The organism is Weissella viridescens (genome assembly GCF_014789145.1).
Lineage (GTDB): Bacteria > Bacillota > Bacilli > Lactobacillales > Lactobacillaceae > Weissella > Weissella viridescens.
In genome coordinates, this window is sequence record NZ_CP061835.1 from 1,493,576 (window position 1) to 1,509,676 (window position 16,101).

At 41.7% G+C, this 16,101-nt stretch carries 11 protein-coding genes; 3 read left to right on the plus strand and 8 right to left on the minus strand.

Annotated features, from left to right (window positions below):
- Window positions 1-29 precede the first annotated feature (29 nt).
- Window positions 30-2,684, plus strand: coding sequence for an SEC10/PgrA surface exclusion domain-containing protein (locus IE337_RS07375; RefSeq protein ID WP_191136889.1), 2,655 nt, complete (start codon window positions 30-32; stop codon window positions 2,682-2,684).
- 46 nt (window positions 2,685-2,730) lie between these two features.
- Here IE337_RS07375 and IE337_RS07380 read toward each other — a convergent pair whose 3' ends face one another.
- Complete coding sequence (locus IE337_RS07380; RefSeq protein ID WP_191136322.1) at window positions 2,731-3,927, minus strand: hypothetical protein; 1,197 nt, start codon at window positions 3,925-3,927, stop codon at window positions 2,731-2,733.
- A gap of 277 nt (window positions 3,928-4,204) precedes the next feature.
- Here IE337_RS07380 and IE337_RS07385 point away from each other — a divergent pair, with 277 nt between their 5' ends.
- A complete protein-coding gene (locus tag IE337_RS07385) occupies window positions 4,205-5,428 on the plus strand; it encodes a CinA family nicotinamide mononucleotide deamidase-related protein (RefSeq protein ID WP_191136323.1) in 1,224 nt (407 codons plus the stop codon).
- Between the two features lie 26 nt (window positions 5,429-5,454).
- On the opposite strand, the gene IE337_RS07390 is transcribed toward IE337_RS07385, so the two are convergent.
- From IE337_RS07390 to IE337_RS07405, 4 genes are all read right to left on the minus strand, one after another.
- Window positions 5,455-6,066, minus strand: a complete 612-nt coding sequence (locus IE337_RS07390) for an ATP-binding cassette domain-containing protein (RefSeq protein ID WP_191136324.1) — start codon at window positions 6,064-6,066, stop codon at window positions 5,455-5,457.
- 205 nt (window positions 6,067-6,271) lie between these two features.
- Window positions 6,272-7,651 (minus strand): 23S rRNA (uracil(1939)-C(5))-methyltransferase RlmD, encoded by a 1,380-nt coding sequence (rlmD, locus tag IE337_RS07395; protein WP_191136325.1) that lies wholly within the window; start codon window positions 7,649-7,651, stop codon window positions 6,272-6,274.
- 99 nt (window positions 7,652-7,750) lie between these two features.
- Window positions 7,751-8,944, minus strand: coding sequence for a methionine adenosyltransferase (gene metK / locus IE337_RS07400; protein ID WP_191136326.1), 1,194 nt, complete (start codon window positions 8,942-8,944; stop codon window positions 7,751-7,753).
- 547 nt (window positions 8,945-9,491) lie between these two features.
- Window positions 9,492-10,955 carry a catalase gene (locus IE337_RS07405; RefSeq protein ID WP_191136327.1) on the minus strand — a complete coding sequence of 488 codons (1,464 nt, stop codon included), beginning with the start codon at window positions 10,953-10,955 and terminating at the stop codon, window positions 9,492-9,494.
- An 832-nt stretch (window positions 10,956-11,787) separates the two neighbouring features.
- Between IE337_RS07405 and IE337_RS07410 the strand changes: the two genes are divergently transcribed.
- On the plus strand, window positions 11,788-13,626 hold the full coding sequence (locus IE337_RS07410; protein WP_191136328.1) for an LPXTG cell wall anchor domain-containing protein: 1,839 nt from the start codon (window positions 11,788-11,790) through the stop codon (window positions 13,624-13,626).
- A gap of 49 nt (window positions 13,627-13,675) precedes the next feature.
- On the opposite strand, the gene IE337_RS07415 is transcribed toward IE337_RS07410, so the two are convergent.
- The 3 genes from IE337_RS07415 to IE337_RS07425 all read right to left on the minus strand — a co-directional run bounded on the left by IE337_RS07415 (window position 13,676) and on the right by IE337_RS07425 (window position 15,917).
- Window positions 13,676-14,176, minus strand: coding sequence for a threonine/serine exporter family protein (locus tag IE337_RS07415; RefSeq protein ID WP_069201682.1), 501 nt, complete (start codon window positions 14,174-14,176; stop codon window positions 13,676-13,678).
- A 21-nt stretch (window positions 14,177-14,197) separates the two neighbouring features.
- On the minus strand, window positions 14,198-14,971 hold the full coding sequence (locus tag IE337_RS07420) for a threonine/serine exporter family protein (protein WP_191136329.1): 774 nt from the start codon (window positions 14,969-14,971) through the stop codon (window positions 14,198-14,200).
- Window positions 14,972-15,062: 91 nt separating this feature from the next.
- Window positions 15,063-15,917 carry a YitT family protein gene (locus tag IE337_RS07425; RefSeq protein ID WP_406717677.1) on the minus strand — a complete coding sequence of 285 codons (855 nt, stop codon included), beginning with the start codon at window positions 15,915-15,917 and terminating at the stop codon, window positions 15,063-15,065.
- Between the last annotated feature and the right edge of the window lie 184 nt (window positions 15,918-16,101).

The window sequence follows — 16,101 nt, forward strand, 5'->3', positions numbered from 1 at the left end:
AATTTAAACGTATCACTAGGAGATTTTTTATGAAGAAGAATGTATCAATTGCAGTCGCAGCTACTGCTGTCGCTACACTTGCTGGTGCTGAAAATGCACACGCCGATCAAGTTACAGATGCACAGTCAAACAATGTGGTTGTAACACCTTCAAACGAAGTGGCCAACCAAGAGACATTGAATCAAGCAAAAGAGGCTCAAAAACAGGCTGAACAAAACAAAGCAGATGCTGATCTACAAGTAAAGTCAGCTGAACAAGATGTTAAAAGTTCACAAGATGCCACTAAGCAAGCCCAAGATCAGCTATCAAAAAATAATGTTGACGCTAAGCAAAAGCAAGCTGAATTAGACGCTGCTAAGCAGGCCGAACAAAATGCCAAAGACGCAATTAACAATCAGGCTGATAACTTAGCACAAGCCCAAAAGGACGCTGCTAAGCAGGATGACGTCGTTGCGCAAAAGCAAACCCAAACAGATGCTGCACAAAAGCAAGCTGACGAAACAAAGACCGCTAACAAACAAGCGCAAACTGAAAAGCAAGCTAATGACGCGAAGGCTGATGCTGCACAAAAAAAGCAAAATCAAGCGCAAACCGAATTGGACAACGTTAAAAAAGCACCTTCTATTGATGCTGCGCAAAAACAAGTCACTCAAAACCAAAAGCAAGTCGATGACGCCACTAAGATTGCTCAACAAAAAGATGCCGCTAACAAGTCCGCTCAACAAGACTTGGCAGATAAGAAAGCGAAGCAGACTGATCTATTAGCTAAACAAAAAGATGCTAAGGCTAAGTTAGACAAAACACCAAAGCAACTAGTTGAAAAGAACCCTAATAAGGTAACCCGTGCTACACCAACCGATAAAGCTGGTGATGCAAAGAATGCTCAGTTAATCGGATCAGATGCCGAATTGCCATTGACCCTAAAAGAACCAAAGGAACTTGCGACAGGTGTTGAAAAGCGCTCTGGTGATTATGCAAATTGGTACTTTGTGGATAAGAACCGCGATAAGTCAGCTAAGTTGCAAGTGAAGAATGGCCGCATGGACATTAACCAACAACGTGAATTATCACAATACTCACTCACGTTGATTAATGCTTATCGTAAACAAAACGGTTTGCCACCACTCATCATGACGGAAAAAACTTGGCAAGCAATCATGGATGCGCAATTGACATTGCGTGACAGTGATGACAAATATGTTGACCAACACAGCCGCACAAAAGCAAATCCAACCGACCTATTCCGTTCTGGAACTGCCCAAAACATTGGTTTTGGAAATGCCCAAACCATGTTAGAAGCTAAGGTTGAGATTGCCAATTATTTGACGGCCATGGCCTATAAGGATCTTGATTCAGCCAATGGTCACCATGATGCCCTTTTGATGCCAGTTGAAAAGGGCCACATCATTGTTGTCGTACCAATGGTTGACTACGTTGGTTCTAAGGGAGCCCATGGTCAATGGAACTACGTTACTGATTTCATTGATTATGCTGATATGGATTTGACTGGAGACCCTGTTTCGCCAGAAGAAGCCGCTAAGTCAGTAGGTATGGATCAAGTGATTCCTGAAGTTGTGGACACGAACGACGACAACGATACCATCACGCGTGATAATCCAGCCTATGCACAAGCTCAAGCAGAATACGATCAACTTACGACTGAATTAAATGCTGCAAATACAGCTGTAACTGAAGCACAAGCTACTGCAACAAAGACACAAACCGAAGCTACGCAAGCCAATGCTGATTTAGCGCAAGCACAAGCACAGCTTGATGAATCTAAGGCTGCTCTACAAAGCGCTATCGATGCTGACAACTTAACATCTGCACAAATCAAAGCACTTCAAGAAAAACTCGCTGCTGCTACTGCTGAAAAACAGCAAGCTCAAGCTGATAAAGCCGCTTCAGATGCTCGCGCTGCTAAAACTGAAGCTAATGACGTTGCCGCGCAAAACGAACTAGCACAAAGCCGAAGCGAATTGGCTGAAGCTAAAGCTAAGCAAAGCGCCCTGCACGCACGCGTGGCTGAATTATCTTCTACCAAAGAACTCAACGACCGTCTAGTGCAAGCTCAAGCTGCTATCGCTGAAGCGGAAAAGGCTCAAATTCATGCCACAGCTGCTGTAGAACAAGCACAAGCGAACTTAACGCAAGCTCAATCTGCGCTTAAGGCAGCCCAAACCAAGTTAGCTGAAGCTAAGCACAATCAAGCTGCCGCTAAGGATGCTTTGGACGCAGCTAAGCAAGCTGTTAAAGATGCTCAAGCCAAGGTTGATCAAGACCGTTTGAACAAGGATGGTGGTCTTGAAATTATTTCACCTGATGAAGATAAGGCAAACCCACAAGTACCTAATGAAAGCCGTCCTGATGCAAAACAGGATGGTCAGGTTGAGTTGCCTTCCGAGGATACAGATAACATCTCTACTAATGGCACACACGTTGAATCAGAAACACCAAATACGACTGAAAAACACGTCGGGGTCCAAACACCAACTGATGTTACAACACCCAAAACTAGTGATAAGGATATAACATCTAAAAAAGTGCCAACACCTTCAACACAAATGACGAAGTCAGAAAAGCAATTACCTAATACTGGAAGTTCTCAAACTGGTCTCTTAACTATTTTGGGAAGCTTGCTGTTTGCAAGTGTTTCTGGACTTTGGTTCCGTAAACGCCAATAAGTAAACATAAAAAAACTGCTGATGTTTAACATCAGCAGTTTTTATTTTACTTTGGCATTGTATTTTGTGTAATTGGTAGGTATGGGAAGTCACCTGGAATTGTCACCATGACATTCGCAACAGCATTCACATCCTGTTGTCCCAACATATCACCTGCTTGCAACAACTCAGCTTTAGTGGCTGTAACAGCTTGACCCCAATATGAATTACCCTTGTACATTTGTGATGTTGCTTGGGCAGTATCAGAAACAGGGCGATTAATCGTTACCGTACCATCATGGTTGTCTGTCACACGAATTGAGTGCATTGCCCAACCACCAGCGCCTTCACCCTTGTCATAAATAATGACTTGGTCGCGAGAAGGTGCGTATACATCATAACTAGAACGTGCGTTTGCAACACCAAGTCCAACCTTCGCCATCAACACATACTTTTCGTTTTGTGGTAAACGGTCGAAGTTCGAAGTACTAACCTCATTCTGAGATCCTGATTCGTTTGTATTTGGAATAGCATTTTGTTGGATTGGCAAATATGGGAAGTCAGTTGCTTGAATATTAAAGGCATTCTCTAACATATTGCGCGTACTTGAATCCATTTGGTTGAAACGAGCTACCATGCTACTCTCAGAAACGTTTTGAATCGTCTTCCAGTAGCTATTTTGGCTAGTCATTTGTGAATTTGAAGATGCTGATGATTCAGCTCCCGCAATTGTGTAAGTACCATTATGGTTGTTCGTGAAACGTACGGCATGATCAGGCCAACCCCCGACACCCTCTCCAATATCGTAAATAACGAATTGATCAGCAGTCGGCATATAAACATTGAATTGCGTACCAGTAGGCTTATATGCAAAACATGAATCAGCCAACATTGCTAGTTGTTGATTCTGCGTAAGTTGATCAAAACTTGTTACCTTGTTTGTACTTGGTGTCGTTGCATCCGTTTGAGTTTGTGTTGTCGCAGGTTGAGCTACCTTAACACTACTTGATGCTACCTTTGTTTCACTAGCGTTCTTGGGCGTTGCATCAGTCTTAGAATGTGCTTTTTTAGTAGCATTACTCTTTGCAGATGTAGTCGTCGTCTTTGATACGTTGTGCTTGTCTTTGTCAGCCTGCTTATGACTAACTAAACTTGAGCTAGTTGCATTCATCTTACCAAAATGCGCTGAGGCACTCGTTGCACCAATAACTCCGGCACCTAAGAGACCTGAAACAGCTAATATTGTTAACACTTTCTTCGACATATCGCTTCTCCCATTTGTTTTTATATTTCGTTTACATTTACTATGTTACAGTTATGTGTCTAATATTGCAACAAAAAGATTTCACCTATACTTTTTCTTAACATTTAATTAGATTAAATCTCATTTTAACCAATTCAAATACCTTCAACGCCGTTAACAAGAGAAAACAATACATTTTTAATTCTATTCTTGGTCAAGTTTACGGTACGTAAAATTTCGGGTATGATTACGACAATCGTCCAAATTAAATCTACAAGAACAACGAGGCAATGACATTATGGATGCAGAAATCATCTCAGTTGGTACTGAACTGCTACTTGGTCAAATCACTGATACAAATCGTCCTTATATCGCTAAACATCTCAGCGGTCTAGGATTAGCTAGTTACCATCAATCAATTGTTGGGGATAACTACCAACGTATGTATGACGAGATGGCTCAAGCCAATAGTCGCTCAGATCTTGTCATCTTAATTGGTGGGTTGGGTCCTACCGAAGATGACCTCACAAAACAGGTGGCGGCCGATGTCCTCGGTAAGAGCTTAGTGGACAATGATCAGGCAATGGCTAAGGTTGAAAATTGGCACCGAGATACTGGCGTCACCATGGTGCCATCTAATCGTCTACAGGCGCAATATATCGAAGACGGACAACCTATTAAAAATGACGTTGGTTTTGCCATTGGTTCTTACTATCAGAACGAAAATGGTGCTGACTTCTTACTCTTGCCTGGACCTCCATGGGAGCTCGAACCAATGTTCGATAAGTATGTTCTACCATTACTCCAATCGGTTTACTCACCTGAACAAGTGATGTCATCATTAGTCCTACGTTATTACGGCATTGGGGAATCACGTTTAGAAACGGAGTTACGTCCGCTCATTGATACGCAGACCAACCCAACAATTGCGACTTACGCTAAAAAACACGAAGTAACCGTTCGTCTAACGGCACAGGCCACTACTAAACAAGACGCCGATGCTTTAAATGAAGCATTAGCAGAACAAGTAAACGCCATCGTTGGTGATTATCTCTATGGTTACGGGGATGCTAACTCATTAGCAGCGATGACAAATCAAGCACTCACGGAGCACAATCTCACAGTGAGTGTGGCAGATGCATATACTAACGGGGCAATTGCTGATCAGCTCGACCCTGCTCAATTACGTCAAGACTTGGACCTTGCTACTACAATTATGGGTGAACAGGTACCAAACGCTGAAGCTGCCGCAGATTTAGCTGAAACATTACAAGTGGCTGCCGGTGGTGACATCGTTTTAACTGTGTTACCAAGCATCAATAATCCTGAAGTCAGCATGACAGATACTAATTTTACAAATGAGCTTGTGCATATTGTTGTGAAATATAAAGATAACGACGCGCAATCCTTTACACGCACACTTGGCCGTGCACACCGTGAAAATATCGACACCATTAGTTTTGTTGGTCTTGATACGATTCGGCGTACTGCACTTAATCTGCCATTATTAAATCGAAAATAACTTAAACGGACCTGCGGGTCCTTTTTTTATGGTGTGATTAATTGTTTTTGGTGAATCATCAGCAATTTATGACAGATTGGTGCTAAAGCTTCCGCTTGGTGCGCAGTTAAAATTAACGTTTTCCCCGCTTCTTGCCAACGATAAATTAATTTGTCGAGAATCAATCGATCTTCATTGGTCAAACCATTCATCAATTCATCTAACAATAAATAATTAGCGTCACTCGCAAAGTAAAGTGTCATGAGCAACCGCTGTTGATCTTGTAATGTATACCTTCGTACCGGAACGTCAGCAATTGCAGTTAAATTAAATAAAGCCAAGCATTCATCAATTCGTTTGGCAGAATGATAGTATTTTTGCACCTGACACACGTGCGCTCGGCCCGTCTGATTTGGATATAGGCAATGTAGCCCTCCAAAGTAACATAGTTCATCGAACCTATCTTGAACCATTTGCCCCGCTAGCTGCACTTCCCCACTTTTCAATTGCGCTTTTCCGCTTAATGCTCGCAACAATGTTGTTTTCCCAGCACCATGCTCCCCAATAATCCCGTACGTTTTCCCACATTCAAAAGTAATACTCACCTGCTTTAAAACTTCTCGATGATTTCGTACCGTTATTTGTTTGGCCTGTAACATTGTTTCGTCCCCAATTTTTATCTTAAATTCCCTTAATCGTAATTCTTAGTATACAAAATGGCCGCTACTCAACAAATATAAACTATTTGGCAAATACGTAAATTTTTCGCAAATTTCTCAATTCATTTTTCATTCCATTTATATAGAAAAACACAGCCGTACAAAAAAGAACACCAAAAGTTAAGGTAACTTTTGGTGTTCTTTTCTAATGATTTGGTACAAGTACTGCAACAGTTTCGACATGGGCCGTTTGTGGGAATTGATCCAAAGGTTGAATATCACCACTTAATGAGAAACCTTTATCTAACAGATAACGAATGTCACGTGCCATCGTTTTTGGATTACATGAAATGTAGACAAAACGTTCTGGTTGCATTTCCACCACTGCATCTAATAATTCTGGCGTCAACCCTGGACGAGGGGGATCAACAAAAATAACATTTGGCTCAAGCCCTTCATCACGCCACGCCTTCATTTGTGTTGGCGCATCAGCGGTGACAAAAGTTGCATTTTGAATATCATTTAGCGCCACATTGCGTTGCGCATCCTCAACCGCTCGGGCAATGACTTCCACACCCAAGACTTGTTTCACTTGGTTGGCCACGGTTAACCCAATTGTCCCAATTCCAGAATAGGCATCAATAATGGTGTCATGCTTAGTGAGTTCACCCTTTTCAGCCGCCAAAGTATAGAGCACTTCCGTCGTTTGTGGGTTCACTTGATAAAAGGAGTTTGGCCCAATCACAAATTCAATCCCCAAAAGGGTATCATGAATGGCATCATCCCCCCATAACAAGCGGTTCTCACCTGACATCATCAAATGTAATCGACGCGGATTTACATTTAACATGACACTCTTAATCCCTGGCACAACGGCTGCAATTTCTTCAGCAATTTCTTTTTCATCGTCCAATTCTGGTGTTTGCGTTACCAGCACAACCATTACCTCACCGCTGTAGTAACCACGACGCACCATGATATAACGCATTTGGCCTAACCCTGTCTCGTCTGAGAATAAGGTCACTTGATGCGCATCTAAAATATCGCGCACTTGCCCAATGACTTGGTCGATAATTGGATCGTTAACGAAGTAATCGTCCAAAGGCACGACGGTGTTAGCCGTCTGCCGTTTAATGAATCCAGTTACCAAATGACCGTCTGCATATGCCATTGGTACCACGGTCTTATTCCGATAATGGCTTGGGTTTTCCATACCAATTGTTGGTGCGACCGATGTATGAATATCTTCATTAGCAAAGATTTGTTCAACTTGATGTTGTTTCAATTTTAATTGAGCGGAGTAGGCTAAGTTTAAATAAGGTGCAATGCCTGTTTCGATGATATCAGGACGCCCAGCATCAATGCGATCAGGTGAAGGATGCACAACTTCTACCAATTGGGCGCGGGCAAACTTACGATTTACTTGGGTGATTTTGGCACGTACCGTTTCACCAGCAAAGGCATTATCTAAGTGAAGTGGATAACCCTCATACTCGCCAATGGCTTGTCCACCATAGGCAACCTCGTTAATGTGGGCGGTGACGACATCGCCCAGCTTAACAGGTATGTTTACTTTAGGTCTCATGTTTTTATTACTCGTTTCGGTCTGGTTTATTACCATTATTATGCCATATATCCGTCCGGTAAAACAAAAAAGATTGCCGGTACTAGCCAGCAATCTTTTTTACTTATTAAAATATGCTTTCAATTCATCAACCTTGTTAAGACGCTCCCAAGGCAAGTCTAGCTCTGGACGACCGAAGTGACCATAAGCGGCAGTCGCTTCATAGCGTGGCTCACGCAAATCAAGTTCATTGATAATACCGGCTGGACGCAATTCAAAAATATCACGTACGGCTGAAACCAACGCTTCATCACTTACCTCACCAGTTCCAAACGTGTTCACGTCAATTGAAACTGGGGCAGCAACACCAATGGCGTAGGCTACTTGTAATTCAACACGACTTGCTAAACCAGCAGCAACAATGTTCTTTGCGATGTGACGCGCAGCATAAGCGGCTGAGCGATCCACCTTTGTCGCATCCTTACCAGAAAAGGCACCACCACCGTGACGTGCGTAACCGCCGTAAGTATCAACAATAATCTTACGTCCAGTCATTCCAGCGTCACCCTTTGGTCCACCAATCACAAAGCGGCCAGTTGGATTAATCAAATAACGTGTATTTTCATCAACCATGTCAGCTGGTAACACAGGATCAATCACGTACTTCTTCACATCAGCGCGTAATTCTTCCAATGAGGCAGATTCGCGGTGTTGCGTTGATAGGACGACTGTATCAATGCGTGTTGCTTGATCATTCTCGTCAAGTTCAACTGTCACTTGGGCCTTTGCATCAGGCAAAAGGTAGTCCAAGATACCTGAACGGCGTACTTCAGCTTGCTTCTTCACCAAAGCGTGTGACAAAACGACCGTTAGTGGCAAGTATTGGTCAGTTTCATCAGTTGCATAACCAAACATCAATCCTTGGTCGCCGGCACCAATTTCATCAAGCGGATCTTTTCCGCCTTCTTCACGTTGTTCAATCGCTTGATCCACACCTTGTGCAATATCAGGTGATTGTTCATCAATCGTGATACCAACGTGCACGTCGTCGGCTAAGAAACCAGCATCTGGATCATCATAACCGATACGCGTTAAGGTATCACGAACAATCTTATTCATGTTTACATAGGCGGTTGTTGATAATTCACCGAACACATTCACATACCCAGTTGTCACTGAAGTTTCAATCGCAGTGCGGGCATTTGGGTCTTGCTTTAAAACGGCATCCAAAATTGCATCTGAGATTTGGTCAGATACCTTATCAGGGTGTCCTTCGGAAACTGATTCTGATGTAAATAAACGCTTTTCTACCATAAATTCTTACCTCTTTTAATAAATAAATTCGAAAAAAATAACCCCGAAATACCACAGTCAAGGCGGCATATCAGAGTTAGAAATGCGCCTATCTGCTAGAAATTACCACAACACCATTACGGTAGCTGGCGTCAGATCAACGGGTCTAGTCCCTCCCTGAACTCTCGATAGGTTACGAGATTATTCAATTCGTGTGTTAATTAGTAGTTATATCTTAGCTTGAATCACCCTATAAAGTCAAGCAAACAAAAAGAGTCCTGGTCAGCCATTACCAGGGCTCTTTTCATAGTGCTAGGCACTTCTTCTTTATTTTAAGATCAAACAGCAAGCGTTTGATGATTTTTTAGGAATGTTTTTCTATAGCGGAGACTATAAGTAGAACATTGGAGTGTTCTTGTTGAACGTCATCCGTTCAACACAGCTTATATTATCGAGAGAAACTTAAATGAAAGATAAATTTTGAACACATTTCCATAAATGTTCAAAATCGACTGATTCCATAAAAAAAAGCAGGGTAATTTACCCTACTTTCATTCAGTTTTTCATATTAGTCAATGGTATCAAAATCAATATCAAGGTCAATCGCTTCGGCCACACGCTTACCATAATCTGGATCAGCCTTGTAGAATTGTGTGACTTCGCGCTTTTGAATATCCTCATCGTCAACATTACCCAAACTTGCGGCAATGTTTGACACTAGACGTTCGCGTTCGTCTTCTGACATGATATCACGGTACAAAATACCAGGTTGTGTATAGAAATCATCGTCATAAGTAACATGGTTTCCAATACGACCTTCTACGTCATAACCAGTTTCTTTAGCACTTGGTTCTTCCTTAATGCCATCGAAGCTATTTGGTTCGTAGTTAATATCACCAGTGTTCTTGTTCGTTCCCATGACACCGTCAACTTGGTGGTCATGTACGGGTACCTTTGGTGCGTTAACAGGAAGTTGGTTAGCATTTGCACCCACACGGTAGCGTTGTGCATCAGCATATGAGAACAAACGTCCTTGCAACATCTTGTCAGGAGAAGCTTCGATACCAGGAACCAAGTTTGCTGGTGAGAAACCAGCTTCTTCAACATCAGTGAAGTAGTTTTCTGGGTTACGGTTCAAAGTCATCGTTCCAACTTCATGCAATGGATAATCCTTGTGTGAAACCGTACGTGTCACATCAAAAATATTTTGCTTGTAGTTCCAACCTTCTTCAAAAGGAATGATTTGCACATACATCGTCCATTCAGGGTAGTCACCCTTCTTGATTGATTCTTCAAGATCTTGTGTAGCTGAGTCAGGGTTTTCACCATCCAACTTTGTAGCAACATCAGCTGTTAGACTCTTAACGCCAGCCTTTGGCTTGAAGTGATACTTAACCCATGAACGTTCACCAGCTTCGTTAACCCACAAGAATGTGTGGTTTCCAAATCCGTTCATGTTACGGTAAGTAGCTGGGATTCCGCGATCTCCAAACAACATTGTGACCATGTGCAATGATTCAGGTGAGTGTGACCAGAAGTCCCACTTAGCACGATCTGAATGCAAATGTGTCTTTGGATCACGCTTTTGCGTATGGATGAAATCAGGGAACTTCTTCGCATCACGAATGAAGAAAACTGGTAAGCTCAATCCAACAATGTCATAGTTTCCATCATTAGTATAGAACTTCAAAGCAAATCCACGTGGATCACGTGCAGTATCTGATGCACCTGATTCACCGGCAACAGTTGAGAAACGTACAAACATCTCCGTTTCCTTACCCTCACCATTAAACATGTCGGCCTTTGTATAAGCAGACATATCGTGAGTCAACTTAAAGGTACCGAAGGCACCAGCCCCCTTAGCGTGAACCACACGCTCAGGAATTCGTTCACGCGCAAAGTGCGCAAGCTTTTCAAGTAATTGATAGTCTTGAATTAAGACCGGGCCATCTTCACCCGCTGTTACAGAATGTTGATTATCACCAACAGGAGCCCCTTGGGCTGTTGTTAAGTGTTCATTTTCTTGTGTCATATTATTCACTCCTTATAATTACTTAACGTCTCCATTTACAATTACTATTATAACACCTAAAGATAAACAGAACTTAATTTTATGTGTTTTGTATGTGTATACCAAAGCCATTTTCACAAAGAAAAAAGACCTAGATGGGAGACTAGGTCCTTTTTTCAGTTTATCTTTGGGAGAAATAAACTGTTTTGTTTTATACATGATGGGAGCATATATAAAAACTAGGAGTTTTGCTATTACAGAATATGCAACAGCGAATATGAGCAGTGTATGTTGCTATATAAGTATCAAAAGAAGTTGCCCTCTTTCAATAACGCAAAGTTTAGGGACTCAAACTTAAACGAACGATAAAAAAATTTAAGTTAAAATCGTAGCACCTCTTTTCATCAATAAAAAAGTAGTACAAAATATATCAATTATTTTTCACAAATAAATAATCATACAAAATTCATACAACTTTGTGAAGCATTCGCCAAACTTTACCTTATACACTGCCGTTTCAATGATTACCTATAAATAGCGCTAATACGCCTACTCAAAACAAAAATCAGATGGCTTCTTTTGTTATGTTAAATTCCACTAATTTAGTGTAATTCAACATTATGACCACCATATACAATAAGTAACCGATTACAAGTGTTACGCGCATCTTATTTTCTAAATTGCATATTATATCACTTTAAATGTATAAATATAAAGCACCTATAAATACTAATAAAATTAGATTGTTTTTTGCAACTTTTAAAATCCTACGTAAAATAGTCGCATTTCGATTAAAATGAGTTTATTATTAATAATAAGTAAGTTAAGAAATTTTAGAATAAGAAGGTCTCTTATGAATAATAAAATTAAATTCACCGTAGCCCTTACCGCTACAGCAACATTAGCTGGCGTACAAGTTAACGCTCAGGCTGATGAGCAAACACAAAACGACCCGCAAGCAAACCTAGTGAGCTCACAAGCCACAAACGAACTTAATTCAGCCAACCAGGCTGATCAAGCACTGGCATCGCAAGAAGTCATTGCCACTGTCGCACAACAAGCAGAAGCCGTGGCCCAATCCGCTACAGAAGCAAGCGCGACAGCTAATCAAGCACCCACTTCAGCCACCAGTGAACACACCACAATCAATCCAACTACTAGCGTCTCTACTAGTGCCGTCAGTGAGTCTGTTGCAGCGTCAGAAGCAAGCACTGCCAATGCGGAATCAACCAACAGCTCTTCCGCAACAACACCCGCTAGCACGACTGTTACAGATGCTCAAGCACAAACCACAGAAAATAAGCAAGCTACACCTGTTACATCAAATAACGCGCCAACCAACACAACAGCTGAGAAAGTTAATCACATCTCAGTCGTTGCCCCCGCTGACGCTGATGGTGTCATCACAACGCCGATTACCGACGAACAGCATCTTCCTCACAACTTAACTGAGCCAAAAAACTTAGCTGACGGTACAGAGTCTCGTAACGGTAACTATTATGGTTGGTACGATGTCGATCCAACGCAAGATACGTCAGCGAAGTTAGTCATCACAAATGGCCGGTTAGCTGATAATCAACAAAAAGAACTTGCCGATTACGCGCTTGAGCTCATCAATAATTTACGGAAACAGCACCAACTCACACCACTTGTGATGAGTGATAAGATCCGGAATCAAGTTAAGGATACCGAATTGGCGTATCGCGATACGCATTCGGAAACTGTTGATAATCATACTAGTTTTGTTGACTTAGGTAAAAATGGTGAGTCTTATAATCCAACAAGCCTATTCATCCCCCTAAGTAGTCAAAATCTAGGCTTTGGATCAGCGCAAACAATGCTTGAAGCTAAAATTGATATTCTAAATGCTTTCACAGCCATGGCTTATAAAGATGGCGATTCAAATAATGGTCACCTTCAGGATATGTTAATCCCGTTCAAGGCTGACCAAGTCGGTATGCTTGTTCCATTCATCGATTATGTCGGTGACCGAGGTGGACAATTTGATTGGAACTATCTCACCGATTTTATTATCTTTGATAAACGTGATTTAAAGACATTCAACCCAGTTTCAGATGAAACGGTTAATCAAGAACTTGGTCTATCAGTGGCATCCGTGACACCTGAAAAGCCCGCTACTGGCAGTCAAACCACAACGCCTGAAAACCCAGCCGATGGTAGTCAAACCGCAACACCTGAAAAACCAGGCGTTGATAATCAAAACACAACGTCTGAGAAACCAGCCGATGGTAGCCAAACCGCAACACCGGCACTACCATCAAATGAAGCACCTGCACAATCACAAGTGGCAACGACTGAAATTCGGCCTGCTGCGCCACAAGCTGATCATGCTGTTGCTGCTAAACCATTAGGCGCTAAGCAATCTGCGGTTACTCCTGATGTTAAGCTCCAACAAGCTAAGCAAGCAACTGCCCAAGCCAACGCAAAGTTGGTTTTGGCTCAGGCTCAACAAGCAGCTGCCAAAGCTTCGCTTTCAGCTCAGCCATATCCGGGTTTCACCGTCCAAAGCACACCCACGGTCGCAAAGACCTCAATGACACCTAACAACACAACACAAGCGAGCGACAAAGCATTACCAAATACAGGTAGCTCAGATAACACAACATTGGTTTGGACTGGAATGAGTATGTTAATCGGCCTACTCGGCTTCGGTTTCAAACGTAAGCACTAAAATAGTATAAATAGAAAAGACCCGACTTTGATTGAAGTCAGGTCTTTTTTTATTGCTTGTTGTCACTTAAATCATGATCTAAGTTTTGCTCGTCATTTTTAGACAATACTTGGTTGCGCCGGTAACGGAAATATTGTTCAGAAACTAATTGAGAAACAACATATCCCATGGCAATTGCACCACCAATCATCACAACCGAAAAGAGCTTCTCATTAGCAGCATCCATATTTCCACTGAGTAGTAAGATGAGCGCCTGGTAGGCCGAAGCTCCTGGGACCAAGGGCACCAAACCAGGAATATTAAAAATGGTACTAGGAATCCGCTTGTATTGTGACATCACAAGGCCAATTAATCCAACGGCAAGACCCCCAACAAAATTTGCTGGAATCGCATTAATACCTGCCTCTACTAAGAACCAGTATGCCATCCATCCGACGGCACCGGAAATTCCAGCCGCATTCAAGGCCTTACGGGGGACATTAATAAAGAGTCCAAAGGCAACCGTGGCTAAGTAACTGAACGAGAGTTGAATGAAAATATCAAATAACATTTATCCTATCCCTCCCGCTGTTTATAAGTAATGGAACAGAGTTCCAATAGCACACGCAATCGCAAAGACCGTTAAGGCAGCTTCAAAACCACGCTCAATTCCAGCCAATAAATTACCTTCAATTAAATCACGCAAAGCGTTTGTAATAGGCACACCAGGCACCAATGGCATCACCGCACCAATCAAGACATTATTAACATCATGTCCGAATCCTAAGCGTACACCTGCAATTCCAACAATCCCTAAAGCCAACGACCCTAAAAATTCGCGAACAAATCGAATCCGTGAAATTGAACCCAAAATCTCGGCAACCAAATACCCCACGGCCCCTGCCACTAACGTTAATGGCATATCAAACCAATCATGCGTTTGGGTAAAGATAATCATCAAGAACATCCCTTCGAGGCCTGCTCCAAGTACACGTAACCACAGTGGGAAGTTGGGTAGCTCATGATCTAGTTTCTTCAATTGCGCTTGTAGTTGATTTAAATCAATTTGATCATCAGTGAATTTTCGTGATAGTTCATTAACGATATTGATTTTTTCCATATCAATCCCACGCCGATTTATTTGACTAAAGCGTGTATGATCATCCGAATCCATCGTTAATAACACACCCGTAATCGTTGCAAAAATTTCACTATCATCCCCAGTTGCTTTTCGAACAATGCGCCGCATGGTATCTTCCACACGGTAAATTTCCGAGCCACCTTCCGTCATAATCCGACCAGCTAGTAAGGTCGTATCTATAATTTTGTTTTGATCAATCGCCATTTCTTCACCTAATTTTTTCATAATAAATAGCTGATCATTTTCATAATCAGCTAGCCGTATTTATTCGTTATGGTTTGATTTTACCATTGTCCTGGTTTAAAACCAATTCAATTTACATCAATCCGCCATGGACTTCCGTTACATTTGAGGCGACGACAAAAGCATCCTCATCAATATCATGAACTTCATTCAACAGATGATTGTAGCTTTGGCTATCCACCATCACCATCAACATTTCCTTTTCGTTATCGGTATACCCACCACGCACATTCATAATGGTCAGACTCTGTTGATCACTCAACAAACGTTCCTTAATTTCTTGAATATGGTCATTACTCATAATCGTTACTTGTTGCTTCAAATCAAGTCCAATCTCAATTCGACGCATCACAACAGATGTCACAACCAAAGAGAAGGCAGCCAAGAAAAAGGCACTTGTTCCCGAAACGAAAATATTAAAGAAAGTCACGACCATATCAATACATAGTAATGAATATGCAGTGTTAATCCCAAAATACTTTTTCAAAATGAGTGGCGGAACCGTCGTCCCACCCGCTGATGCTTCTAATCGATACGTTAGTGCAATTCCGGTAGCAAAAACGGCGCCACCAATAATTACAGCCAATAATTGATCATCAACTATTTTAAAACTTGGCGTCACCCATAGTAAGACCGGTAGCGCAAAACTACCAAAAATAATTTTTTTGACGGTCGCACGATCTAAGAAAATCATCGCCAAGACAATCATAATTAAATTGACCACCAAAACAGTAATTGAACGGTTAATGCCAAAAGCTGCGTTTAACAAAATCGCAACCCCGGTAGCGCCACCTGCCGCAACATCAATGGGAGCGTAAAAGAAATTGATTGAGATTGCCACGATTTCAAGGGCCATCACAAACATAAGTGTATGTATCCATTTGTTCTTCGCTAAACCGTGTAGACGTCTATGTGCTTTTTTCTGCATAAAATCTCCTTTAATTAGGGCTTTTCTTTTAAGTATAACAAATTACAGTTCAAATATTTTCAGAATATACATAATATTAGCATTTCGTAATTTATCTATGCTTAAAGTTCACATGGTTTCAAAAGGATTTCGTAAAACCTTTTACTTCCCATTGCAGTCGCTCTTTAATTCCGATACTCTTATT